This window comes from Arthrobacter sp. P1_B9 (genome assembly GCF_056406495.1).
This window is the reverse complement of record NZ_JBFUAA010000004.1, coordinates 246,112-268,602: the sequence shown is the minus strand read 5'-3', so window position 1 is coordinate 268,602 and position 22,491 is coordinate 246,112. Positions and strand designations below refer to the sequence as shown.

Genomic DNA, 22,491 nt, shown 5'->3' with positions numbered 1-22,491 from the left:
AGTCATCAGTGCGGCCTGGATCCAAGCCCACCATCCGCGATGTCGCGCAGACGGCCGGGGTCTCCCTGACCACCGTCTCCTATGTGCTCTCCGGCCGCTCCGGCGGTACCACCCGGATCAGCGAAGCCACCCAGGACCGGGTGCACGCCGCGGTCCGCGAACTTGGCTATGTGGCCAACAGTGCCGCCCGGGGAATGCGCCGGGGCCGGACGGAGCTGGTGGCCGTGGCCGTCCCGGACCTCGAGCAGCCCCGGGACAGGGCCATCGCCACGGTGCTGGCCAGGATCCTGCCGGAGCACGGCTACCAGCCGGTCATCCTGCTGGGCGGGAACTGGCGGCAGTTCATGCTCTCCGGCGGAGCCGACGGCGTGATCCACACCAGCGCGCCGAAGACGGACGACGATTCCGGCGCCATGGCAGAGCCCGCTGGCCGCGGCACGCCCCACGTGTTCATCACGGACGACGCCGGGCCCGGCAGCCTTGCTGGCCAGGGCGGACACAAGGTGGTCCCCGCCGGCACGGACACCCCCGAGATCCTGGCCGGGCGCGCCGTCATTCTGCTGCTGGCACAGTTGCGGGGTTAGGAACCTTCGGCTTTCAGCGCGGCCTCCGGTGCCGTGTTCTGGGTTGCGGCCTCCGGTGCGGCTTCCGGGGTTGCGGCCTCCCGGAGGGGACGCCGGGCCAGCCACGCGGCCACGATCGCGCCGGAGACGTTGTGCCACAGGGAGAAGACCGCAGACGGCAGCGCCGCCAGCGCGCCGAAGTGCGCGGTGGCGAGGGTGGCGGCCAGGCCGGAATTCTGCATCCCGACCTCGAAGGCGAGGGCCCTGCGCGCCTTGTCATCCAGGCGCCCCAGCTTGCCGGCCAGGTAGCCCAGACCCAGGCCGAAGCCGTTGTGCAGCACCACGGCGAGGAACACGATGCCGCCCGCGGCGACGATCTTGCTGGCGCTGCCGGCCACGACAATCGCGACGATCAGGGAAATCACGACGGCCGAGGCCCACGGCAGCGCGGGCAGGACCTTGGCCACGAGCTTCTTGAGGAAGAGGCGGGCCAGCAGTCCGGCGATGACCGGCAGGAGGACGGTCTTGACGATGTCCTGGACCATGCCCCCGGCGTCGATGTTCAGGTACGAGCCGGCCAGGAACAGCACCAGCAGCGGCGTCACGATCGGCGCGATCAGGGTGGACACGGAGGCGACGGCCACGGACAGGGCGACGTCGCCCTTGGCGAGGAACGCCATCACGTTGGAGGCGGTGCCCGACGGCGCGCAGCCCACCAGGATCAGGCCCACCGCAAGCTCCGGCTCGAGGTGGAGGCCGACGGCGATCAGCCAGCCGGCCCCCGGCATGATGACGTAGTGCGCCACAATTCCCAGGGCCACGGCCCAGGGCCGCTTGGCCACCGACGCGAAATCGGGCGGCGTCAGCGTCAGGCCCATGCAGAACATGATGATGCCCAGCAGGAAGGGCACGCTGGGGGCGAGGGGTTTGAACGCGCCGGGGAGCAGGAAGCCGGCGAGTCCGGCCACCACCACAAGGACCGGGAAGACCGTCACCGCGATGCGGGCAATCTTTGCCTCGGCGGCGAGGGCGGGATTGGCCGGGACGTCGGCGGCAGTGCCCGCGTCCCGGGCGGTATTCGAAGTTTTAGTTGCCTCAAGCATCCAAGAATGGTGCCACCGGCGTCCACGGGGTGCCACTTCGTGACCACCTGTCGGACAAATATGTCAGATTTTTAGGCCGCCGTGCGGGCAGTGCGGGCGGGAATCCGACGGGTAGGGTTCATTGCGTGGGTGAGCCCGAAAGGCGAACTCCCCACCCCGGCGCGACGCAGCGCCCCACCTTCCCTGATTTCTGCACATTCTTTGACATCTGGAGGCCGTTCGGCCTCCTTGACCACGAACGGAGCCAGCGATGGCCACCAGTATCGACGCGCAGGCCCCGGCCGCCACGCCTGCGCAACTGCAATCGGTCCGAGGCGCCTTGACGTCCCCGCGACGGCTCAAGACCGAGGTTTTGGGCGGCCTCGTGGTGGCACTGGCGCTGATTCCTGAGGCGATCGCCTTCTCGATCATCGCCGGCGTGGACCCGAGGATCGGGCTCTTCGCGTCCTTCACGATGGCAGTGACCATCGCCTTCGTCGGCGGCCGTCCGGCGATGATTTCTGCGGCCACCGGCGCCGTCGCCCTGGTGATCGCCCCACTGGTGAAGTCCCACGGACTGGATTACCTTGTGGCGGCGGTGATTTTGGCCGGCATTTTCCAGATCGTGCTGGGCCTGTCCGGGGTGGCGAAACTGATGCGGTTCATCCCCCGCCCGGTCATGGTGGGGTTTGTGAACGCCCTGGCCATCCTGATCTTTCTGTCGCAGGTGCCCGAGCTGATCGGGGTGCCCTGGCTGGTCTACCCGCTCACCGCGCTGGGCCTGCTGATCGTCTTCGGCCTGCCCAGGCTCACCAAAGCCGTCCCCGCACCCCTCGTGGCCATTGTGGCCCTGACGCTCATCACGGTGACGGCCGCCGTCGTCGTTCCCACTGTGGGGGACAAGGGTGCACTGCCGGATTCGCTGCCCTCTTTGTCACTGCCCAACGTGCCGAACACGTTCGAAACGTTGCAGGTCATCTTCCCGTTCGCGCTGGCCATGGCCTTCGTGGGCCTGCTTGAATCCCTCATGACCGCGAAGCTCGTGGATGACGTCACGGACACGCGTTCAGTCAAGACCCGCGAGGCCTGGGGGCAGGGCGTCGCGAACATTGTCACCGGCATTTTCGGCGGCATGGGCGGTTGCGCAATGATCGGCCAGACCATGATCAACGTCAAAGCCTCCGGCGCCCGGACCCGGATCTCCACCCTTCTGGCCGGCGTCTTCCTGCTCATCCTCGTGGTGGCACTCGGAGACATTGTGTCCCTCATCCCGATGGCCGCGCTCGTGGCCGTCATGATTTTCGTATCAGTTGCCACCTTTGACTGGCACAGCATCCGGCCCGCCACCCTCAGGGCCCTGCCCAAGAGCGAAACCGCCGTCATGGCAGCGACGGTGGTGGTCACCGTTGCCACGCACAACCTGGCAATCGGCGTCGGCGTGGGCGTACTCGTCGCGATGGTCCTGTTCGCCAGGCGGGTGGCCCACTTCGTCACAGTCGAGCGCACCGTGACGGAACACGACGGCGGCCGGGCCACGTATCGTGTGGACGGCGAGCTGTTCTTCGCCTCCGCGAATGACCTCTACACACAGTTCGAGTACGCACTGGACCCCGAACGCGTCGTCATCGACATGCGCGACTCCCACCTGTGGGACACCTCCACGATCGCCGCTTTGGATGCCATCACGGAGAAGTACCGGCAGCACGGCAAGAGCGTCGACGTCGTGGGCCTGAACCAGGCCAGCGCCCTGATGCGCGAACGCCTGGCCGGCAAGCTCGGCGCGGGGAACTGACCGGGCGGCGCGACCGGTCGGGCCGATATTAGGTCACACGTTTGGGTCTTTTTGTTTGCCTTGGTGCGGCCTAGCGTGGATTTACGGCGCCGCCCGTCCGGGTGGCCGGAGCATGGAGGAAATCCAATGACGACGCACGTAGCCGACTGCAGCGTGAGCAATTGCTCCTTCAATGACCACTCCCACTGCAACGCGGCCGCCATTACCGTCGGCGGCGCCGCAGATCATGCCTCCTGCGCGACCTTCATAGACATCGGGGTGCACGGCGGGCTCCCCAAGGTGCTGGCCGACGTCGGCGCCTGCCAGCGTTCCGAGTGCACCCACAACGACCATCTGATGTGCAAGGCGCCCGAAGTTCATGTGGGTCCGGGCGTCGACAACGCCGACTGCCTCACCTACGCCCACACGTAGCCGCACCCGCCGTCCGCGTCCATCGAACATCCGCCCCGCTGGCGCTGAAATTCCCCACCTTTGGTCGCCGCACCCGGCGTGTCGGGCCGAACCGCCGGTGAGGCCCGGCGTCGCTGGTTCAAAGGTGGGGAGAATCGGTGGTGGCAGAGGGCATCCGCTGAGGCAGGCGCGCTAGCCCTGGGTGAGCCGGTACCGTTCGATCTGCTTGAGCCGCCGCAGGAGGCTGTCGCGCCGGGGGTGCGGGACGGCGTCGGCCGGCTCGGCGGTGAGCTCGATGTGTTCGGTGCCGTACTGCCACAGCAGCAGGTCATCGAGCAGCCGGTCCGGCCCGGGGGAGTAGCGGTGGTCCAGGGCCTTGCGGACCTCGGTGATCCGGTTGGCGCTAAGCAGCCCGGCGAGCTGCATGGTCTGGTTGAGGCCGTGGGCGGCCATGAGCTCCGCGGCCCAGCCCCAGTCGTCGTCGACCTTCCGGTCCACGTGCGGCAGCAGGGTCCGCCAGACGTCGCGGATCCGGTTGGGCGTCAGCTGCGCGGCACCCTCACCGTCCATGTCCCAGTAGCCGCGGACCTCCTCGTAGCGTTCGTGCAGGTCCGAGAACGCGCTCTCCACGGTCTCCAGCATGGCGGCCGTCGCGGTGAACTGGCGGTCGAAGTGCGGGGTCCAGGCCCGCGGGTCCTCGGCCTTGAACCGGATGTCGTGCTCGATCTCGCTCCAGGCGTGGGCGAAGACGGTGCGGATCTGGCACTCGAAGAAGTAGCTGCCGTTCGGCGGGACGTCCGGGTTGAAGGCCAGCTGGTAGTCCTTGACGGCCTCGTTCTGGATGGTCCGCAGGATCAGGTGCCGGCTGGAGTAGCCGTATGTGCCGGACTCGATCGAGCCGATGTCCTTTTCCCGGTCCCCCCGGCAGTCAAAGAGCTGGCGCTGGCGCTTGATCAGATTCGCCACCACCGCGTTTTCCGCCGGCAGCTTCGTGATCACACGGATTCCCACCATGTCATTCAGGGTCCGGAACGGGTCCGGGAACTTCAGCACGGGTGGCCCGCCCGGCTCCAGTGGTTCCTCAATGCGGGAAATCTTCTCGCGGAAGGATTCAACGGTCTTGGTGCGTCCGGTGACGAACAACGGCGTGACTTCGGTGTCCTTGAGCATGGTCCGCAGCGTGAGCAGGACCTCCCGGGTGACCAGCTTCAGGGCAGGCCGGACCCGCTCGTACAACTCCACGTTCTCCTGCACGGAATCGCGCAGGCTCACGTCCAAACGGTCCCAGTTGCTCGCCATGGATCCAGCTTACGGCGCACCAACGACACCGGCCCGCAGGCTGGCAACGCCGGGCACGCCCGCAGGCAAGGGCAGCGCAGCCGGCAAGGGCGGGGTCCGGCATGCGAGGGGTCCGGCCTGCGCTGGGCCGCTTGGTGCCCAAGGTAGGCTCAGCATATGGCTGAAATGCGGCGGCGGACTATGATCGCGGCCGCAGCGGCGGTGACTCTGGGGGCAGTCTCCGCCGCCTGTTCACCGGGCCCCAAGGAGGACGCTGTGAAGAGGCACAAGTACCAATATGGCGAGGACCCCAGCCAGTGGGGTGAGCTCTTCCTCCCGGATGTTGCCGCGCCCAAGGGCGTGGTGGTGGTGATCCATGGCGGGTACTGGCGTTCGCAGTACGGCGCAGAACTGGGGGAGCCCCTTGCCAAGGACCTCGCCGCGCACGGCATGGCGGCCTGGAACCTGGAGTACCGGCGGGCCGGCAACGGCGGAGGCTGGCCCAACACGTTCGCCGACGTCCTGGCCGGCATCGACAAGCTCGGTGAACTGGCCGACGAGCACGGGCTGGGACTGGACCGCGTGGTGGCCCTGGGCCACTCGGCAGGCGGCCACCTCGCCGTCTGGGCGGCGGGACGGCGCCGGCTCGCGGGGCTTGGTGCCCCGGACGCGGACCGCCAGCTGACGCGTCGGGGCGACGACGACGGCGCGGTGCAGCTCACCGGCGTCGTCAGCCAGTCGGGGGTACTTAACCTCGCGGCCGCCGAGCGGCTCAACCTCAGCAACGGTGCCGTCAGCAACTTCCTGGGCGGCTCGTCGGAGAAATATCCCAAACGGCATAAATTTGCCGACCCCATGAGTGCGGTGCCGCTGGGCGTGCCCGTTTATGCCGTTCACGGCACGGAGGACGATACCGTGCCGGTGAGCCAGTCCGAGACCTACGCCGGCGCAGCCAAGGCCGCCGGCGCGCCGGTCCAGCTGCTCAAGGTCCCGGGCGACCACTTCGCGCTCATCGACCCAAAGGCACCCGCGTACCGGAAATGCCGTGAACTCGTGCAGCAGCTGCTGGTCTGAAGTCCGCCCGGCGGCCGGGATGGGGCCCCGGTGTCCCTGACGGCATCCCCTGGCCGGCGAAAGCGAATAGACTGGAGCGCAGGTGCGCCGGGAAGTCTGGTCGGCATAGTTCCGTCGACCCCATTTTGAGGATCCCATGAGCGCCCTGCCCCCTTCGCCAACACCCTCTTCACCAACACCGCCTCCTCCTTCGCCGCCCCGCCTCACCATTTTCGGCCGCGGCAGCTATGCCGAGGCCCTGCGGATCGGCGAGATCCTCCGCAAGGAAACTGTGGGCGGCGCCCTGCTGGTCGCCGCGGCGATGGTGGCCCTTATCTGGGCCAACTCCCCGGCCTCGGAGAGTTACTTCGCGCTGCGCGACTTCACCATCGGCTACGCGCCCTGGCATCTGGACCTGAGCCTGGGCGCCTGGGCCGCCGACGGCCTGCTGGCCATCTTCTTCTTCCTGGTGGGGCTCGAACTCAAGCGTGAGTTCGTCGCCGGCGACCTGCGCGAGCCGAGCAAATCCGTGGTTCCGGTGGCCGCCGCCGTTGGCGGTGTGGCCGTTCCGGCGCTTATCTACGCGGCCATCAACCTCTCCGGTCCCGAAACGCTGCACGGCTGGGCCATTCCCACCGCCACCGACATCGCCTTCGCTGTCGCGGTGCTGGCGCTCATCGGTTCCCACCTGCCCAGTGCGCTGCGGATCTTCCTGCTGACCCTCGCCGTCGTCGACGACCTCCTGGCCATCGCCATCATCGCGATCTTCTACACCAGCGATCTCCACCCCGAGCCGTTCCTGCTGGCCCTGCTCCCGCTGGGCCTCTACACGTTCCTGGCGCACAAATACCGGCGGTTCTTCGGCACGCACGCAGCCGCAGCCTGGGTGATCCTGCTGCCGCTCGGCTTCGCGACGTGGGCCCTCGTGCACGCATCAGGCATCCACGCCACCGTGGCCGGGGTCCTGCTCGGATTTGCCATTCCCGTCAAACGTTCGAAGGCCAGCGGCGGCCCTGAAGCCGGCCCGGGCCTGGCGGAGATTTTCGAACACCGGTTCCGCCCCATCTCGGCCGGGATCGCCGTCCCGGTCTTCGCGTTCTTTTCCGCCGGGGTGGCCATAGGCGGCTGGCAGGGCCTCGGTGCCGCCCTGACGGACCCCGTGGCGGTGGGCATCATCGTGGCGCTGGTTGCCGGAAAGCCGGTGGGCATCCTCGGCACCACATGGCTCATCACCAAAGTCACGCGGGCCCGCCTGGACGGGTCCTTCAAGTGGATTGACGTCTTCGGCCTCGCCATCCTCGCCGGCATCGGTTTCACGGTCTCGCTGCTGCTTGCCGAGTTGAGCTTCGGCCAGGGCACTGCGCATGAAGACCACGCGAAGGTAGGGATCCTCGCGGCCTCACTGCTCGCCGCGCTCCTCGCCACCACGGTGCTCCGGACACGCAACCACCAGTACCGGCGTGCGGAGGAGGCGGAACAGGTCGACTCGGACCACGACGGCATCCCGGACGTCTACCAGCAGGACCGCCCCGCAGGCTAGGTTGGCAGGCCAGGCCGACGGGCTATATTTAGGGGTGTGGCGGGAGGGGCCGTCCGGAGGGTCAATGATACCCCAAGGGGTATCATGATTGAGCTGGAATACGCGCGCCGGGCCGTCTGGCGCCCGCGAAAGGAACAGGCATGAAGAGCATTTCCGTCAAGGACCTGGCCGCCCTGGGCGATGCCACCGAAATCGTCGATGTCCGCGAGGAAGACGAATACGTCGCCGTCCGCGTTCCCGGCGCCCGGAGCATCCCGCTCTCACGGTTCGTCCAGTCCCTCGCCGAGGTCCCGGCCAGCGGCACGGTCTACGTCATGTGCGCCGCCGGGGGCCGCAGTGCCCAGGCCGCCACCTACCTGGAGGACCAGGGATACGACGCCGTCAACGTCACCGGCGGGATCATGAAGTGGCAGGACGAGGGACACCCCGTCAACCGGGGCTGACCTTCAAGGGCTGACCGCACCGGAGGGACCATGGAAGTCATCGTCATCGAGACCCCGCAGCTCGGGGACCGCAGCTACCTGGTCCACGACGGCTCGGTGGCGCTGGCGATCGACCCGCAGCGCGACACGGACCGCATCGAGGCGGCCGCCCGTGACGCCGGGGTAGCCATCACGCACGTGGCCGAAACGCACATGCACAATGACTACATCACCGGCGGGCTGATCCTGGCCCGCGCCCACGGCGCCAGCTATCTCGTCAACGCCGCGGACGCCGTCGGGTTCGAGCGCACTCCCATCACGGACGGCCAAACGGTCCGCGTGGGCTCGCTTACGGTCAAGGCGGTCGCCACGCCGGGGCACACGCATACCCACCTGTCGTTCATCGTGGACGACGGCGGGAAGCAGGCCGTCTTCTCGGGCGGCAGCCTCCTGTATGGCTCGGTGGGCCGCACGGACCTTGTCGCCGAGGCGGACACCGTTGGCTTGACCCACGACCAGTACGCCTCGGTCCGTCGCCTCGCCGCCGAGGCCGGCCCAGACGCGGCGCTGTTCCCGACCCACGGATTCGGCTCGTTCTGCTCCTCCGGACCCGCCAGCGGTGCCCGGTCCTCCACCATCGGCGAGCAGCTTGCCGCCAACCACGCCCTGACGGACCCCGATGAGGACCACTTCGTCCGCCAGCTCATCGCCAACCTCACGGACCACCCCTCCTACTACGCGCACATGAGCCCGGCCAATGTCCGGGGCCCGGGCCCTGCCGAGCTGGCCGTTCCGGCATCGCTCGATGCCGCCGAACTCACCCGGCGCCTGGACGGCGGCGAGTGGGTGGTGGACCTGCGCCGGCGCGTGGCGTTCGCCAACAGCCACCTCAAGGGCAGCGTCAGTTTTGAGTATGGCTCCGGCTCCAGTTTCACCACCTATCTCGGCTGGGTGCTGCCGTGGCGCGAACCGCTGACCCTGGTGGGCTCGCGGGAAGACGTTGAGAACGCCATCCGCGACCTCGCCCGGATCGGCATCGAATCCCCCGACGCCGCGCTCGGTTCCGAGCCGCACGCCCTCGCCCCGCAGGCCGGCCTCGCCTCCTACCCGCGCGTGGGCTGGGACGGCATGCTCGCCGGCCGGGCGCCTGAGGACACTGTCCTGGACGTGCGCCGGGCCGACGAATTCGCTGCCGCCCGCGTGGTGGGCGCGGTCAACGTGCCGCTGCACGAACTGTTGCTGCGCCTCGGCGACATTCCCGCCGGGAAACTTTGGGTGCACTGCGGCTCCGGGTACCGTGCCGGGGTCGCCGCCAGCCTCCTGCAACGGGCAGGCCGGGACGTGGTCCACATCGACGCCAGGTTTGCCCATGCCGCGTCCGCGGGGATCGCGCTGGACACCACTGCGGCCTGAGCGCCGGCAGTGATGCCGGCAGTGACGCCGGCAGGGCGGAAGCGGGTCGGGGCGCAACACACGGCACCGGAGCGCATTCTCTGGCAGAGTATGGTCATGCTCACAGTTATTGGCGAGGGGCTGGTTGATGTTGTCCAGCGGTCCTCCGGCGTCCAGGCCCATGTCGGCGGCAGCCCCCTCAACGTGGCGGTGGGGCTGGCGCGGCTGGACCATCCGGTCCAGTTCATCGGCCGCTACGGCCGCGATGCGTATGGCGAGGCCCTGGCCGCGCACCTGAAGTCGAGCTCCGTGCTGCTCCCGCTGGGACCCGACGAGCTGCCCACCAGTGTGGCCTCCGCCCTGATCGACGACGCCGGCGCCGCCACGTACACGTTCGACCTCGCCTGGGAGCTTCCCGGCGTCGCGGCGCGACTGCCGTTCCTGCTCCAGGGAACCACGCTGCTGCACACCGGTTCGATCGCCACCATGCTGGCGCCGGGCGCCGCCGACGTGTTTGCCGCCGTCGAGCGCGCCCACCCGTCCGCCACCATCAGCTTCGACCCCAATTGCCGTCCCAGCATCATCCCGGACGTGGACTACGCCCGCGGGCAGGCCGAAAAGTTTGTGCGCCTCGCCGACGTTGTGAAGGCCTCCGACGAGGACCTCGAATGGCTCTACCCGGGCGTGGACCCGCTGGACTCGGCCCGCCGCTGGCAGGCGTTGGGCGGTTCCGAAGGGCCGGCAATGGTGGTGGTGACCCGCGGCAGCAAGGGGCCCTGGGGCATCAACGCCGCCGGTGAGGCGCAGTTCCCGGCCCCTGAGATCAACGTCGCGGACACAGTCGGCGCCGGGGATTCCTTCATGGCCGCGCTCCTGTCCGGCGTGGTGGATCTGGGCCTGGACGGGGCACAAAACCGCAAGGGCCTGCGCGAACTCTCCGCCGAAAGCCTCCGCGATGTCCTCGCCCATGCCTCCCGGGCAGCGGCGGTCACCGTGTCCCGCGCCGGCGCGAACCCGCCCACGCGCGCGGAACTGGCACGGATGGAAATGGGGGCCCAGCCCCTGCAGTGAGTGAAAGGCAGCCATGACACGGCACGATGTTCCGGTGTTCCCCGTCCGCAGTGAATCCTACGCGGAGGGCCAGACGCTCCCGGCCGCCCAACGCAGCGGCAAAATGCGCGCCGGCGGCCGGGACGAATCCCCGCAGCTGAGCTGGAGCGGCGCCCCGGCCGGCACCAAGGGCTACGCGGTGACGATGTTCGACCCTGACGCCCCGGGGCGCGGCGGCTTCTGGCACTGGGCCGTGCTGGACGTCCCCGCCGACGTCACCTCGTTGCCGGCAGGAGCGGGCGCCGAGGGCGGCAGGCTCCTTCCCGCGGGCGCCATCCAGTTGAAGAACGACGCCGGGTTCCATGGCTACCTGGGCGCCGCACCGCCTCCCGGACACGGGCCGCACCGGTACGTCATCACCGTCCACGCGCTCGACATCGCACCGTCCGGACTCAACGAGCACACCGCCCCGGGCAGCCTGGAGGCGAAGCTGTCGCAGCACACCCTGGGCCGGGGCACGCTGACCGGCATCTTCGAACGTCACTGAGGCCGCCGCCGCCCGCCGAGCCTGTCGCCCCGGCGCACGTAGACTGGCACTATGCGGCTGGTAGCAAGTGACATTGACGGAACGATCCTCGGCCATGACGGCAAAATCAGCGACCGGACCGTCCGCGCGTTCCACGCCTGCCGCGACGCCGGGCTGGAACTGGTGTTCGTCACCGGACGGCCGCCGCGCTGGCTCCACCCCCTGCAGGACCAGTTGGGGCATACCGGAACGGTCATCTGCTCCAACGGCGCCGTCGTGTGGGACCTCGAGGCCGACCGCCTGCTCTCGGCGCGGACACTGGACCTCGACGCCATGTTCGAGGCCCGCCGCATCATCAAGCGGCTGCGTCCGTCCGCGCTGTTTGCCGCCGAAACCCTGACCGGCTTCCATCTGGAACCGGGCTTTATCGAAAACGGCTCGAGCGAACTGCTCGCGGAATTCACCCCGGCCCCGCTTCACACCACCCTCACGGAGGCGGACGCCGTGGCGAAGTTCCTGGCCATTGTCCGCGAAGGCACCGCCGACGAGTTCCTCGCCGAGGTGACGCCCGCCGTCGCCCATCTGGCCGCCGCGACGCACTCGGCGCCGAACATGGCCCTCCTCGAGCTGTCCCTGCCAGGCGTGAACAAGGCCGTGGCCCTGGCTGAATATGCGTCGTCCCTCGGCATCGGCGCCGCGGACGTGGTGGCATTCGGGGACATGCCCAACGACATCGAGATGCTTCGCTGGGCCGGGCACGGCTACGCGATGGCCAGCGGCCACCCGGAAGCGATCCGGGCCGCCGGCCGGCAGGCCCCGCACTTCGACGACGACGGCGTCGCCCAGATCCTCGAGTCAAAGCTCGCCGAACTCGGCGTCCGGCTGCCCTAAAACCCCGGTCCCGCACCCGCTCCCCACGCCCGCCCCGGCCCCGGGTCCCACGCCCGGCCCAGGTCCCCCCACCGGTCGCCCGGTTCCCGGCGGACACCGGATTCCCAGCTCGCGGTCAACTGGCGTTCACCTTGGCCTCCTAGGCTGGAAGCTCGCGACGAAACGTTTGACCGAGAATGGGGACATCATGGCCAGGCACCGCATCAACAACACGGACGAACAACCCCTGCACCCGGTGGAACCGGACCGGCACTGGAGGCAGTTGCGCCAGGGCGACCGCGTCAGCGTCCGGCTCGCCCCGGGCCTTGAGACCGGCGGCCTTGTGGACGCCGTGACGGCGGACCACAGCGTCGTTTGGGTCGACCTCGACGGCGGCCGCGGCCGCACGCTGCTGCACTGCAGCGACGGCGTCGAAATCCGCCAGCAGGCTCCTGACACCCCGTCCCACTGAGGCCCACTGAGGCCCGCTGACCCGGCCCGCCAGTGCCGGCCCGCAAGCCCCGGTCCCGGCAGACCAAGGTACGCTTCAGGAGTGACTGACCTGCACCCCTACTTTGCCCCTCGCGGGGATCGCGACGGCGGCCCGGAGGGCGCCGCCACCCCGGCCTCTGGCAGTTCCCGGGCGCCGCTGGCGCTGGCCCACCGGGGCTTCTCACTGGACGGGCTGGAGAACTCGATGGCCGCGTTCCGCGCCGCCGTCGACCTCGGGTTCCGGCATCTGGAGACGGACGTGCACACCACGGCCGACGGCGTGTTGGTGCTCTTCCACGACAAGACCCTGGACCGGATCACGGAGGGTCGGGGCCAAATCGCTGACCTCCCGGCCTCAACCGTGGCCCGGGCCAGGATCGGCGGGACCGAACCGATCCCGCGGTTCGATGAGTTGATCGCTGCCTTCCCGGACGTCCGGCTCAATATCGACGTCAAGGACTGGAACTCCGTGGGCACCCTGGCCTCGGCGATCGAACGCCACGGACTGCACGACCGCGTGCTGGTGGCCAGTTTCTCGGACCGGCGGCGCCGGGCAGTGCTGAAGCAGCTGAGCCGTCCCGCCGCGAGCTCGGCCGGCATCGTGTCCAACGCCGTGTTCGTCCTGCTGGGCCCCGTGCTGCCGACGCCGCTGATGGCCGCCGTGGTGCGCCGGGCACTGCGCGGAGTCCACGCCCTGCAGGTCCCCGTCCGCTACGGCGCCGTGCCGGTGGTGACGCCGGGCTTCATCCGGCGGGCACACCGGCACGGGCTGCAGGTCCACGTCTGGACAATCAACGAGCCCGCGGAAATGCACCGGCTGCTTGACCTTGGCGTCGACGGGATTGTCACGGACCGCGCGGACCTGCTCAAATCGGTCCTCCAGGAGCGCGGGACCTGGTCCTGAAGGGTCGCTCCGCTCAGGCGGAGAGTTCCATCATGAGTGGCGGCAATTCGTCGGTGAGCTCCCGGGCGAGATAGCCCAGGCCGCCCAGCCGGCTGGCAAGGCGGTCTCCGGCCGCAGCATGCAGATGCGTTCCCCAGCAGGCGGCCTGCGCGTTGCCCGTTCCCCTGGCGCGGAGGCCGGTGATGGCGCCGGAGAGGACATCCCCGCTGCCCGAGGTGCCCAGCCCGCTGTGCCCTGTGGTGATCTCCCAGAGGCCGGCCCCGGACGTGGCAGCCCTGCCGGTGCTGCGGGGTTCTGCGATGGCCCCCTGACACGTGACCACGGCCCCGTATTTGTCGGCAACCTCAGGGAGCTGGCGGTGCAGGTCCTCGACCTCCCGCCCGAGCAGGATGCCCGCCTCCGTGACGTTCGGGGTCAGGATCAGCCGGCCGGCCCACGGCGCCAGTTCGGCTTCGAGCTCCGGGACGCTGGCCAGGGCAAAAGCATCCAGGACAATGCACGGCGGGCTGCCCGGGGTGGACTGAAGGAGTTCGCGCAGCAGCGCCGTGGTCTGGTCCTTGTCGTCCAGGCCCGGCCCCACCAGGACGGCGTCGGCGGTTTCCAGCTCGGCGGCCAGGGACCCGGCGGCGGAACCGACCACGGTCCCGGCCGTCGTTTCCGGCAAGCCAAGGACGCCGGCTTCGGGCAGGGCGATGGCGAGCGGCACCGCCACGGACTCCGCCACGGCCAGGGTCAGCCGGCCAGCGCCCGCGCGGAGGGCGGCGACGCCGGCGAGCAACGCCGCTCCGGGCGTCTTGCGCGCGCCGCCGATCACCAGCACGGAGCCGCGGTCATCCTTTCCGGAGCCGCCGTCGGGGAGCGGCCAGGCCCGCAGCAAAGCAGGGGTGACGGCCTCGGCCTGGGGGCGGCGTTTCGCTTGCCGGGAGTTAGCGGGGGTGGACATCGGCGTCTCCCGAGTGCTGGGTTACCGGGACACCTTCGCTCGTGAGGTGGTCGGCCATATTGAACCCCTCCAGCTGCCATTCCCCCCGGCCGCCGGGCCGGATGAAGCGGCTGACGGAGGCGTTGAGGATGGTGGACGCGGCCGCGATGTCCAGCAGCTGCTCCTCCGAGAGCCCCTCCAGGATGTAGCGGATGAGCAGGATCACGGCATCGTGGCAGATCAGCAGGACGCCCCCGCCCGGATGCCTGGTGTCGAGGTCGGCGAGCAGCGAGCGAAGCCGCAGCACGACGTCCGCCCAGGACTCGCCGCCCGGGGGCCGGTAGTAGAACTTGCCGAGCCACCGCCGCCGGCCGGCCTCCTCCGGGAGGCGGGCTTCCACCCCGGCCGAAGTGAGCATGTCCAGGATGCCGAGCTCACGGTCGCGCAACCGCTCATCGATCAGGATAGATGTTTGCCAGCCGCCGGTCTGGACGGCGAGTTCCGCGGTCTGGCGTGCGCGCAGGTAGGGCGAGGACCAGACTGGCGTGCGCCGGCCGTCCGGGTAGTCCGCGAGGAGTCTGCCCAGGGCCAGCGCCTGCTCCCGTCCCGTGTCCGACAATCCGACGTCCGCGTCCCGGGCCGGGACGTCAATGACATGCGCGCCGGCCTGCTGAGCCAGCGTGGCGGCAACGTTGCCCTGGCTTTCACCGTGCCGCACGAGCAGTAACTCGCTCACGCCCGGAACGCCGTGTCCATAGTGGCTCACCGTTCCCCCATCCGTTGCTTTCCAACGTCGTCCTCTGCCGGGCGGGCCCGGGCTGGAATATGTGTGGCAGAAAGGTTACTCCCGGTGGCGCGGATTTGTCCCCTGCACCGGCGATCGAGCAACACCGGGGCCGCCGGGCTGGCAGGATAGAGCCATGCGCATCCTCATCGCCCCGGACAAGTTCAAGGGCTCCCTCACCGCCGTCGAAGCCGCCGCGGCCATTGCCGAAGGCGCCCTGCGCGTCTACCCCGAGGCCGACGCCATCCAGTTTCCGGTGGCCGACGGCGGCGAAGGGACCCTCGAGGCGGCCGTCGCGGCCGGCTACGAGGAACGGCTCAACGCGGTCGTCGGCCCGATCCTGGCCCCGATCGGTGCCGCGTGGGCCATCCGGGCGGATGCTTTCGGCGGGGCCACCGCGGTGATTGAAACGGCGCAGGCCTCAGGGCTGGCGCACATGGAGCCCACACCGGCCAACGCCCTGCGCGCCCACAGCTACGGCTGCGGCCAGCTGATCGCCGCCGCACTGGACGCCGGTGCCACGGAAATCGTGCTGGGCGTAGGCGGTTCGGCCATGAGCGACGGCGGCAGCGGGGCCCTCCGCGCCCTCGGACTCAAGCCGTTGGACGCCGCCGGCAACGTGGTGCCCCTCGGCGGCGGGTCGCTTGCCGACGTCGCGTCCGTGGACATCAGTGGCCTCGACCCGCGGCTGGCCGGGGTGAAGTTCAGGATCGCCGTCGACGTCCAAAACCCGCTGTTCGGCAGCGACGGCGCGGCACACGTGTTCGGCCCGCAAAAAGGCGCCGACGCCGATGCGGTGGAACTGCTCGACGCCGGCCTGCGCAACTGGGCCTCGGTCCTGCGCCAGAGGACCGGCCGGGACGTCAACGTGCCCGGCGCCGGAGCGGCCGGCGGGTTCCCGGCGTCGTTCCTGGCCTTCAGCACGGCCGCCCTGGAAGGCGGCTTCGAGCTGGTGGCCGGCCTCACCGGGCTGGACGCGAAACTCGCGGTGGCTGATTTGGTCATCACCGGAGAAGGCTCCATGGACAGCCAATCGCTGACAGGCAAGGCGCCGATCGCCCTCGCCGATGCCGCCCAGGCCCTTGGCATTCCGGTGGTCGTGGTGGCCGGCCGGATCCTCGTCACCCCGGAGGACCTTGCCCGTCACGGCGTGGTGGCCGCGGCGCAGCTGCTGGACGTCGCCGGCAGCCCCCAGGACGCAGTAGCAAACGCCGCAAAGTACCTTACCTGGGTCACCAGCCAGGTCCTCGAAGGCGCCTGACGCCCCTGCTGGCCGGCTGCGCCGGCCAGCTTGCCGCCTAGGCGCCGGTCTCGTAGTGCGGTTCGGCCACGGGTTTGGACTCGGGGGAGCCCTTCTCGCGAAGGTAGACCGAGGCGCCCACCAGGACCGCGACGGCGAGGAACTCGCTTTGCCAGTTCTGGAAGGACTCGAACCAGAATCGGCTCGTCGCCAGATAGCCCAGCACCGTCACGGTGGGCTGGCCGTGCGCCTGCTGGTCACTGTTGTAGTCCTCCGCGCCGCCAACCGCGTGCAGGGCGATCGACGCCAGGAACAGCAGGAGGAACATGATCGAAAGCGAGTGTTCATAGAGCTTGAGGACCCAGCCGCCGCGCCGCACCGGCCACGGCGTGGACTCCTTGAGCTTTGCCTGCCGGGGATCCTCGTCTTGCGGGGCGGTCCGGCCCACCGGCTTGGACTCGGAGGACCCTTTCTGGAACAGGAAGACGGTGAGGATGACGTACATGCCCATCTGCAGGAATTCCGACTCCCAGTTCTCGAAAGTCGCCTCCAGGAAGTTCCCGGTGCCAAGGTACTGCAGGACGGTCACGGCAGGTTCGCCGTGGGCAAGCTGCTCGTCGCTGTAGGTGCTTGCCCCGCTCAGGACCATGCCGCCGAAAAACACGACGAACAGCCCGATGTTGGCCAGAAGCAGTCCATGTTCCTTGACCCACTTGCCCATGGTTCCCGTGCCTGCGGTGTGGCGCTCATGTGAAACGTTTGTCATAGCGACTCCTCTTTGCGGGCCCGTCGACGGATCCAGGCAGGGACAAGTACCAGCAGCAGCACCAGCACGGCGAGCAGCCCGACGCCGGCGATCACGCCCGCCGTCCGGCCTACGGTGACATCGAAGATCAGTGAGGTGGTGCCCACGCTCAGCAGCCCCACCCCGGTCAACGAAAACCTGACGATGATGTCCGCGCTGCTCACGAGGGCCTGCTTCAGCCCTTGCCGGAACAGCCGGCGGTGCACGCTCACGGGCAGCAGGATCGTGGCCGTGGTCAGGGCGGCCAAGACGACGTTGGCGAGATACAGGCGGGTCTGGTAGTCATCGAGCGTCTCGAAGCGCGACTGGAACGGCAGCGTCAGGAGGAAGCCGGCGAGAATCTGGACGCCGGTCTGCAGTACGCGCAGTTCCTGCAGCAGTTCGACCCAGTTGCGGTCCATCCGCTCCGCAACGGACTCGTCCCTGCCGTCGTTCTTCGGCACTACTGGGCCAGTCATCGGTACTCCTCGGCAAAATCCTGAAACCAAGGCCGCCACAACATGCGGCCCCACCCTCAACCTAGGCTTGAGAGTTGCCAAAAACAAGTTGGTACTAAGCTTGCTGACGATATTGTGGTTAGGGTAGAAACTGATTACTTCGCTGGGATGGATTCAGCGGGCCCAGGCCCCATGGGACCGATGAACATCCTGGAAACCGACACGTTGTTAGGCGGACTATGAGCGACTCAAGCGAACGGCAGGATCAGCCCAAGCAGCCCGAACAGCCGCGCGATCCGCGCGCCGGCTACCATTCCGGCCCGTTCCCGGAACAGGTCCAGAAGCAGCCCGGCCTCACCGCGCCCATGGAGCCCAAGCCGGACCACGGCGAGGAAAGCTACCGCGGCAGCGGTGCCCTGAGCGGCAAGGCCGCCCTGATTACCGGCGGCGACTCCGGGATCGGCAGGGCGGTGGCAATCGCCTTCGCCCGTGAGGGGGCCGACGTCGCCATCTCCTACCTGCCGGAGGAAGAAGACGACGCGCAGGACACCGCCGAGTGGATCCGAAAGGCCGGCCGCAAGGCCCTGCTGCTCCCCGGCGACGGCCGCAGCGAGGACTTCGCGGCGGACATCGTGAAGGCGACGCTGGCCGAATTCGGGCGCCTCGACGTCCTGGTGCTCAACGCGGCCTACCAGAAGAACCGCGAGAGCTTCGAATCACTGCCCACCGAAGAGTTTGATCGAGTTTTCAAAACCAATCTGTACTCCCTGCTCTGGACGGCCCGTGCCGCGGTCCCGCATCTGGAAGCGGGTGCGTCGATCATCACCACCGCGTCAATCCAGGCCTTCAACCCGTCCCCGGGGCTCATCGACTACGCCATGACCAAGGCGGCCCAGGTGGCTTTCACCAAAGCCCTGGCCCAGGAGCCCGGACCCAAGGGGATCAGGGTCAACGCCGTGGCCCCGGGTCCCATCTGGACACCGCTGATTCCGGCCACCGAATGGCCCGACAAGCTCCCGTCCTTCGGCCAGGACACGCCCCTGCAGCGGGCGGGGCAGCCGGCGGAGCTCGCGGCCGCCTATGTCCTTCTCGCCTCCGACCACGGTTCCTACATTTCCGGAGCCGTGCTTCCGGTCACCGGAGGCAAGGGTCTCTGAACCCGCTCCGGACCCGTCCACTGCCAGCTAGTCCCATTTCCAGCATCAGTTTCCAGCACCAGGAGGAATGACATGACTGAAAACCAGCAGGATCCCAAGACCGTCACCGAGGAAGCGGGCGGCTACGGCACGCCGACCGCCGAGCAGGAGATGGGCGGCGATGGGAAGAAATTTGCCCAGCCCCGCGAGGAGGAGGCCTTCGACGCCGCCGGGCTGAACCAGGACAGCCCCGACGGCGAGACGTATCCGGCCGGCGCGCCGGACCTGAGCCAGTTCGGTGCAGAAGACCAAGACAGTGCAGGAGAACCCGGAGCAGGACGCTTCGGAGGAGCGGAGGAACAAATGAGTTCAGAAAACGCCAGCGCAACCCCCGGCTTCGACCCGGACGCCTCGGAGAATTCCGAGGCGGCAGTGCCGTCGTCGGAAGCGGAGATGGACGGTGCCAACACGGAAGAGCCCGACGCCGGGCGGCCCTTCTCCTCTGAGTCCGGACAGGACGCGGCGGGGCTGCCGGACGGCTCCGGGACGGACCTGCCGGAGAACAAGTCGCCGAAGGACCGCGACGATGACAAGGACGCCTTCGACGCCGGCTAGTCCCGGGCCCGTCGCGCCCCGCCGCCACCGGCGCTGCCGGCCGTGACAGCGAAAAGGCCGGACTCCTGCCCCTGGGCGGAGTCCGGCCTTTCTCGTCGGGCGGGATTGCCCGCTCGCCGCGCGCTTCCGGGCGGCGTTCTTTAGCGGCGCTTCTTGGGGGAGCGCTTGACGGCTGCCTTGACCGCGGCCGTCGAAGCCGCGGCCGGCGTGGGATCTTCGGTTTCCGGTTCGGCCACCGTGCCGCGCACCTTCGCGATCGCCTTCATGCCGTGGTAGATCACCAGGGCGGCGGCCGAGCCGAGCGCAATCCCGGTGAACTTCAAGTCGCCGATGGTCCAGGTGTAGTCGGCAATCCCGACAATAAGGGCGACGGCGGCCGTGGTCAGGTTGATCGAGTTGGAGAAGTTCACCTTGTTCTGGACCCAGATTTTCACGCCCAGCACGCCGATCATGCCGTACAGCATCGTGGCCGCGCCGCCCAGGACGCCGGCGGGGACGGTGGCGATAAGCTCGCCAAACTTCGGCGAGAAGCTCAGGATCACCGCGAAGCCGCCGGCCACCCAGTACGCCGCCGTCGAATACACCTTGGTGGCGGCCATGACGCCGATGTTCTCGGCGTAGGTGGTCGTCCCGGACCCGCCGCCAAGACCGGCAAGTACGGTGGCGGCGCCGTCGGCCAGCAGCGCGCGGCCGGAGACGCCGTCGAGGTTCTGCCCCGTCATGGCGGACACGGATTTCACGTGGCCGATGTTCTCTGCCACCAGCACCAGTACGACCGGCACGAAGAGGCCCACGACGCCCAGGTGGAATTCGGGGGTCTGGAAATGCGGCAGGCCCACCCACCCAGCACTGTCCACCTTGGAGAAGTCCACCTCGCCCCGGATCATCGCAACAAGGTAGCCCACCAGGACACCCACCAGGATGCTCAGCCGGCCCAGCATGCCGCGGAACAGCACGCTGACCACGATGATGACGGCCAGGGTGATGAAGGCGGTGACGGGGGCCTGGTCGAAGTTGGCCTTCGCCGCGGGTGCCAGGTTCAGGCCGATCAGCGCCACGATCGCGCCGGTCACGATCGGCGGCATGACCCGGTTGATCCAGCCGGCGCCGAACTTCTGCACTACGGCGCCGACGACGGCGAGGGTCGCGCCCGCCAGGACCACGCCGCCGAGTGCCCCGGGGACGCCGAACTGCTGCTGGGAAGCCATGATCGGCGCGATGAACGCGAAGCTGGAACCGAGGTAGCTGGGCACCCGTCCCTGCGTGATGACCAGGAACAGGAGCGTGCCAATGCCGGAGAAGAACAGGGTGGTGGCTGGCGGCATGCCCGTGATGATCGGGACCAGGAAGGTGGCACCGAACATGGCCACAACATGCTGCATCCCGATCCCTACCGTCAGGGGCCAGGTGAGCCGCTCATCCGGCCTGACGACCTCACCGGGGCGGACGGACTTGCCGTTGCCGTGGAGCTTCCATTTGGTGCCGAGCATGCTCATGCCGGGAGCCTTTCAGAGAATGTGGGGCGGGCGGGAAGGAATCTTCCCGAGCAACTTTACCGCGCAGCATTTACCGGCCGTCCCGTCGGGCCGGCGTGCTGCGGGCCGGGCCGGTGTGCCCGAGGTCACAGGGCGCAGCGGGAAGCAGGCGCCGTCCGTTGAAGTTGCAACTATTGACAGCAGGAGACGCCGGCCGCCCAAGAGTGCGCCGGCCCAGCGAAAGGGATGCCCATGACACTCGCCCACGATGAAGCAGTAATCGAGGCAGCCGCCGTCGACGCCATCTTTGCCGAAGCCCGCACGGCGAACGCCTTCACCGGCGACGTTACCGACGAGCAGGCCCGCGCGATTTACGAACTGACGAAGTTCGGCCCCACGGCGTTCAACTCCCAGCCGCTGCGCGTTACGTACGTGCGCTCCGACGAAGCCCGCGCCACGCTTGTTGATGCGCTGGCCGCCGGAAACCGCGCCAAGACGGCATCAGCGCCGCTCGTCGCGGTCCTGAGCTACGACACCGCGTGGCAGGAGCAGTGGGACGCGTTCCTTCCCGGCTACAACGCCCCCAAGGCCATGTATGACGCCGCGCCGGATCTCGCCGCGGCCACGGGCAACAACAACGCCCACCTGCAGGCCGGCTACTTCATCCTCGCGGTCCGCACCCTGGGCCTCGCGGCAGGTCCCATGACCGGTGCCGACTTCGCCAAGATCGACGCCGCGTTCTTCCCCGACGGGAGCCAGAAGAGCTTCCTGGTGGTCAACATCGGCCAGCCCGGGGCAGACGCCTGGGGCGAAGCTAAGCCGAAATTCGCCTACGAGGACGTCGTCCGCACCGTCTAACAACCCCCGGCACCGTTCTCTCCGGCACTGTCCTCCCGCGGAGGTGCCTGCGGCACTGTCCTCCCGCGGAGGTGCCTCCGGCACCATGGGGGACAGGCCGGAGGCACGCGGGATGCGATTCTGCGGTTCAGCGCAAGGCCCACATCCAAGGCCACTTCCCATTTTAGTCCGCGCCGTCGCCGCCGGCACTGTGAGTTTGCGGCGCCTGCCCGGCCCCGGAGGCGCCGCGGCGTGGCACACTTTTCCCATGCGGAACCTGATCGCGGTGGCCTTCGTGGAACCAGTAGCCGAAGGGCTCGAGTTTCCCCGGGATGACTGGCCGCTGCATCTCACCCTGGTCAAGTTCGACGTGGTCAAGGCCGGCGTCGTGAAGTCCGACGTCGTCGAACCCGGCCAGGAAACCCGCGCCGAACCCGCGCCGGGCACGCCGCCGGCCGCGGGCGATCCGCTCGCCGACCACATCGCCGCCCTCATGGCGGACCCGGTGGCCGCTGCCCTGGGCTGCCGGATCAGCGTGGGCGGCGAAGCCGGGTTCGGGCGCGCAGGGTCAATCCCGGTCAACCTGATTGAACCCAGCGACGAGCTGCAGGTCCTCCACAACGAGCTGGTCCGGATCGTGGATCAGCTGCCCGGCCGGATCTCCACGCCTGCCTACACCCTGGAGGGGTACCGGCCGCACGTCTCGCACCACGGCGACAAGCGGCTCCGGCAGGGCGACACGTTCGCGCTTGACCGAATAGCGCTCGTGGACATGGCGCCCGACGGCGGGCACGCCACGCGCCGGATCCTGAAGTTGTGGACCGCCGGCCAGGCGTAGGCGAGGCGCCAGAACGGCGTCTTGGGAGGGCCCGGCGTCATATCCGCG

The 22,491-nt window shown here is 68.9% G+C and carries 24 protein-coding genes; 17 read left to right on the top strand and 7 right to left on the bottom strand.

Annotated elements, in window-relative coordinates:
* Positions 1-8 precede the first annotated feature (8 nt).
* Positions 9-584 (top strand): LacI family DNA-binding transcriptional regulator, encoded by a 576-nt coding sequence (locus tag AC1D1A_RS08450; protein ID WP_476947507.1) that lies wholly within the window; start codon positions 9-11, stop codon positions 582-584.
* Here the strand turns inward: AC1D1A_RS08450 and AC1D1A_RS08445 are convergent.
* Entirely contained in the window at positions 581-1,666 is a 1,086-nt protein-coding gene (locus tag AC1D1A_RS08445) for a bile acid:sodium symporter family protein (protein WP_476947506.1), read from the bottom strand. The genes AC1D1A_RS08450 and AC1D1A_RS08445 overlap by 4 nt on opposite strands.
* A 250-nt stretch (positions 1,667-1,916) precedes the next feature.
* Here AC1D1A_RS08445 and AC1D1A_RS08440 point away from each other — a divergent pair, with 250 nt between their 5' ends.
* Together AC1D1A_RS08440 and AC1D1A_RS08435 are read left to right on the top strand one after the other, a co-directional pair.
* Positions 1,917-3,437: a SulP family inorganic anion transporter gene (locus AC1D1A_RS08440; protein ID WP_476947505.1), complete on the top strand. Its 1,521-nt coding sequence runs from the start codon at positions 1,917-1,919 to the stop codon at positions 3,435-3,437.
* A gap of 126 nt (positions 3,438-3,563) precedes the next feature.
* Entirely contained in the window at positions 3,564-3,848 is a 285-nt protein-coding gene (locus tag AC1D1A_RS08435; RefSeq protein ID WP_028275954.1) for a DUF1540 domain-containing protein, read from the top strand.
* Positions 3,849-4,019: 171 nt separating this feature from the next.
* On the opposite strand, the gene AC1D1A_RS08430 is transcribed toward AC1D1A_RS08435, so the two are convergent.
* The gene (locus tag AC1D1A_RS08430) at positions 4,020-5,126 is read right to left on the bottom strand and encodes a GTP pyrophosphokinase (protein ID WP_223914734.1); all 1,107 of its coding nucleotides are present in this window, start codon (positions 5,124-5,126) and stop codon (positions 4,020-4,022) included.
* 255 nt (positions 5,127-5,381) lie between these two features.
* Between AC1D1A_RS08430 and AC1D1A_RS08425 the strand changes: the two genes are divergently transcribed.
* The 9 genes from AC1D1A_RS08425 to AC1D1A_RS08385 all read left to right on the top strand — a co-directional run bounded on the left by AC1D1A_RS08425 (position 5,382) and on the right by AC1D1A_RS08385 (position 13,354).
* The gene (locus tag AC1D1A_RS08425) at positions 5,382-6,179 is read left to right on the top strand and encodes an alpha/beta hydrolase (RefSeq protein ID WP_223914733.1); all 798 of its coding nucleotides are present in this window, start codon (positions 5,382-5,384) and stop codon (positions 6,177-6,179) included.
* 136 nt (positions 6,180-6,315) lie between these two features.
* A complete protein-coding gene (gene nhaA / locus AC1D1A_RS08420) occupies positions 6,316-7,698 on the top strand; it encodes a Na+/H+ antiporter NhaA (RefSeq protein WP_476947504.1) in 1,383 nt (460 codons plus the stop codon).
* Positions 7,699-7,838: 140 nt separating this feature from the next.
* Positions 7,839-8,141 (top strand): rhodanese-like domain-containing protein, encoded by a 303-nt coding sequence (locus AC1D1A_RS08415; protein ID WP_028275958.1) that lies wholly within the window; start codon positions 7,839-7,841, stop codon positions 8,139-8,141.
* 30 nt (positions 8,142-8,171) lie between these two features.
* The gene (locus AC1D1A_RS08410) at positions 8,172-9,533 is read left to right on the top strand and encodes an MBL fold metallo-hydrolase (RefSeq protein WP_476886778.1); all 1,362 of its coding nucleotides are present in this window, start codon (positions 8,172-8,174) and stop codon (positions 9,531-9,533) included.
* A gap of 96 nt (positions 9,534-9,629) precedes the next feature.
* A complete protein-coding gene (locus AC1D1A_RS08405) occupies positions 9,630-10,583 on the top strand; it encodes a carbohydrate kinase family protein (RefSeq protein ID WP_230010142.1) in 954 nt (317 codons plus the stop codon).
* A gap of 13 nt (positions 10,584-10,596) precedes the next feature.
* Entirely contained in the window at positions 10,597-11,109 is a 513-nt protein-coding gene (locus AC1D1A_RS08400) for a YbhB/YbcL family Raf kinase inhibitor-like protein (protein WP_223914728.1), read from the top strand.
* A 51-nt stretch (positions 11,110-11,160) separates the two neighbouring features.
* Positions 11,161-11,979, top strand: coding sequence for an HAD family hydrolase (locus AC1D1A_RS08395; protein ID WP_476849937.1), 819 nt, complete (start codon positions 11,161-11,163; stop codon positions 11,977-11,979).
* Between the two features lie 187 nt (positions 11,980-12,166).
* Complete coding sequence (locus AC1D1A_RS08390; protein ID WP_476849936.1) at positions 12,167-12,430, top strand: hypothetical protein; 264 nt, start codon at positions 12,167-12,169, stop codon at positions 12,428-12,430.
* An 81-nt stretch (positions 12,431-12,511) separates the two neighbouring features.
* Entirely contained in the window at positions 12,512-13,354 is an 843-nt protein-coding gene (locus AC1D1A_RS08385) for a glycerophosphodiester phosphodiesterase family protein (protein WP_476849935.1), read from the top strand.
* Between the two features lie 13 nt (positions 13,355-13,367).
* Here AC1D1A_RS08385 and AC1D1A_RS08380 read toward each other — a convergent pair whose 3' ends face one another.
* Together AC1D1A_RS08380 and AC1D1A_RS08375 are read right to left on the bottom strand one after the other, a co-directional pair.
* Positions 13,368-14,297: an NAD(P)H-hydrate dehydratase gene (locus tag AC1D1A_RS08380; RefSeq protein WP_476947503.1), complete on the bottom strand. Its 930-nt coding sequence runs from the start codon at positions 14,295-14,297 to the stop codon at positions 13,368-13,370.
* The gene (locus AC1D1A_RS08375) at positions 14,281-15,012 is read right to left on the bottom strand and encodes a histidine phosphatase family protein (protein WP_476947502.1); all 732 of its coding nucleotides are present in this window, start codon (positions 15,010-15,012) and stop codon (positions 14,281-14,283) included. Before AC1D1A_RS08375 ends, AC1D1A_RS08380 begins: the two co-directional genes overlap by 17 nt.
* 184 nt (positions 15,013-15,196) lie before the next feature.
* On the opposite strand from AC1D1A_RS08375, the gene AC1D1A_RS08370 reads away from it, so the two are divergent.
* Positions 15,197-16,321, top strand: a complete 1,125-nt coding sequence (locus tag AC1D1A_RS08370) for a glycerate kinase (protein WP_028275966.1) — start codon at positions 15,197-15,199, stop codon at positions 16,319-16,321.
* A 37-nt stretch (positions 16,322-16,358) separates the two neighbouring features.
* On the opposite strand, the gene AC1D1A_RS08365 is transcribed toward AC1D1A_RS08370, so the two are convergent.
* Together AC1D1A_RS08365 and AC1D1A_RS08360 are read right to left on the bottom strand one after the other, a co-directional pair.
* Positions 16,359-17,066 carry a DUF6766 family protein gene (locus AC1D1A_RS08365; RefSeq protein ID WP_476849932.1) on the bottom strand — a complete coding sequence of 236 codons (708 nt, stop codon included), beginning with the start codon at positions 17,064-17,066 and terminating at the stop codon, positions 16,359-16,361.
* Positions 17,063-17,563 carry a DUF6328 family protein gene (locus AC1D1A_RS08360; protein WP_028275968.1) on the bottom strand — a complete coding sequence of 167 codons (501 nt, stop codon included), beginning with the start codon at positions 17,561-17,563 and terminating at the stop codon, positions 17,063-17,065. Before AC1D1A_RS08360 ends, AC1D1A_RS08365 begins: the two co-directional genes overlap by 4 nt.
* Before the next feature lie 218 nt (positions 17,564-17,781).
* Between AC1D1A_RS08360 and AC1D1A_RS08355 the strand changes: the two genes are divergently transcribed.
* Together AC1D1A_RS08355 and AC1D1A_RS08350 are read left to right on the top strand one after the other, a co-directional pair.
* Positions 17,782-18,699 carry an SDR family oxidoreductase gene (locus tag AC1D1A_RS08355; protein ID WP_476947501.1) on the top strand — a complete coding sequence of 306 codons (918 nt, stop codon included), beginning with the start codon at positions 17,782-17,784 and terminating at the stop codon, positions 18,697-18,699.
* A gap of 72 nt (positions 18,700-18,771) precedes the next feature.
* On the top strand, positions 18,772-19,293 hold the full coding sequence (locus tag AC1D1A_RS08350) for a hypothetical protein (RefSeq protein WP_028275970.1): 522 nt from the start codon (positions 18,772-18,774) through the stop codon (positions 19,291-19,293).
* Between the two features lie 140 nt (positions 19,294-19,433).
* Here AC1D1A_RS08350 and AC1D1A_RS08345 read toward each other — a convergent pair whose 3' ends face one another.
* Positions 19,434-20,789 carry a uracil-xanthine permease family protein gene (locus tag AC1D1A_RS08345; RefSeq protein WP_476856100.1) on the bottom strand — a complete coding sequence of 452 codons (1,356 nt, stop codon included), beginning with the start codon at positions 20,787-20,789 and terminating at the stop codon, positions 19,434-19,436.
* A 231-nt stretch (positions 20,790-21,020) separates the two neighbouring features.
* On the opposite strand from AC1D1A_RS08345, the gene AC1D1A_RS08340 reads away from it, so the two are divergent.
* Both AC1D1A_RS08340 and AC1D1A_RS08335 read left to right on the top strand, forming a co-directional pair.
* Positions 21,021-21,626, top strand: a complete 606-nt coding sequence (locus AC1D1A_RS08340) for a malonic semialdehyde reductase (RefSeq protein ID WP_476849928.1) — start codon at positions 21,021-21,023, stop codon at positions 21,624-21,626.
* A gap of 247 nt (positions 21,627-21,873) precedes the next feature.
* A complete protein-coding gene (locus AC1D1A_RS08335; RefSeq protein WP_476932403.1) occupies positions 21,874-22,443 on the top strand; it encodes a hypothetical protein in 570 nt (189 codons plus the stop codon).
* Positions 22,444-22,491: the final 48 nt, after the last annotated feature.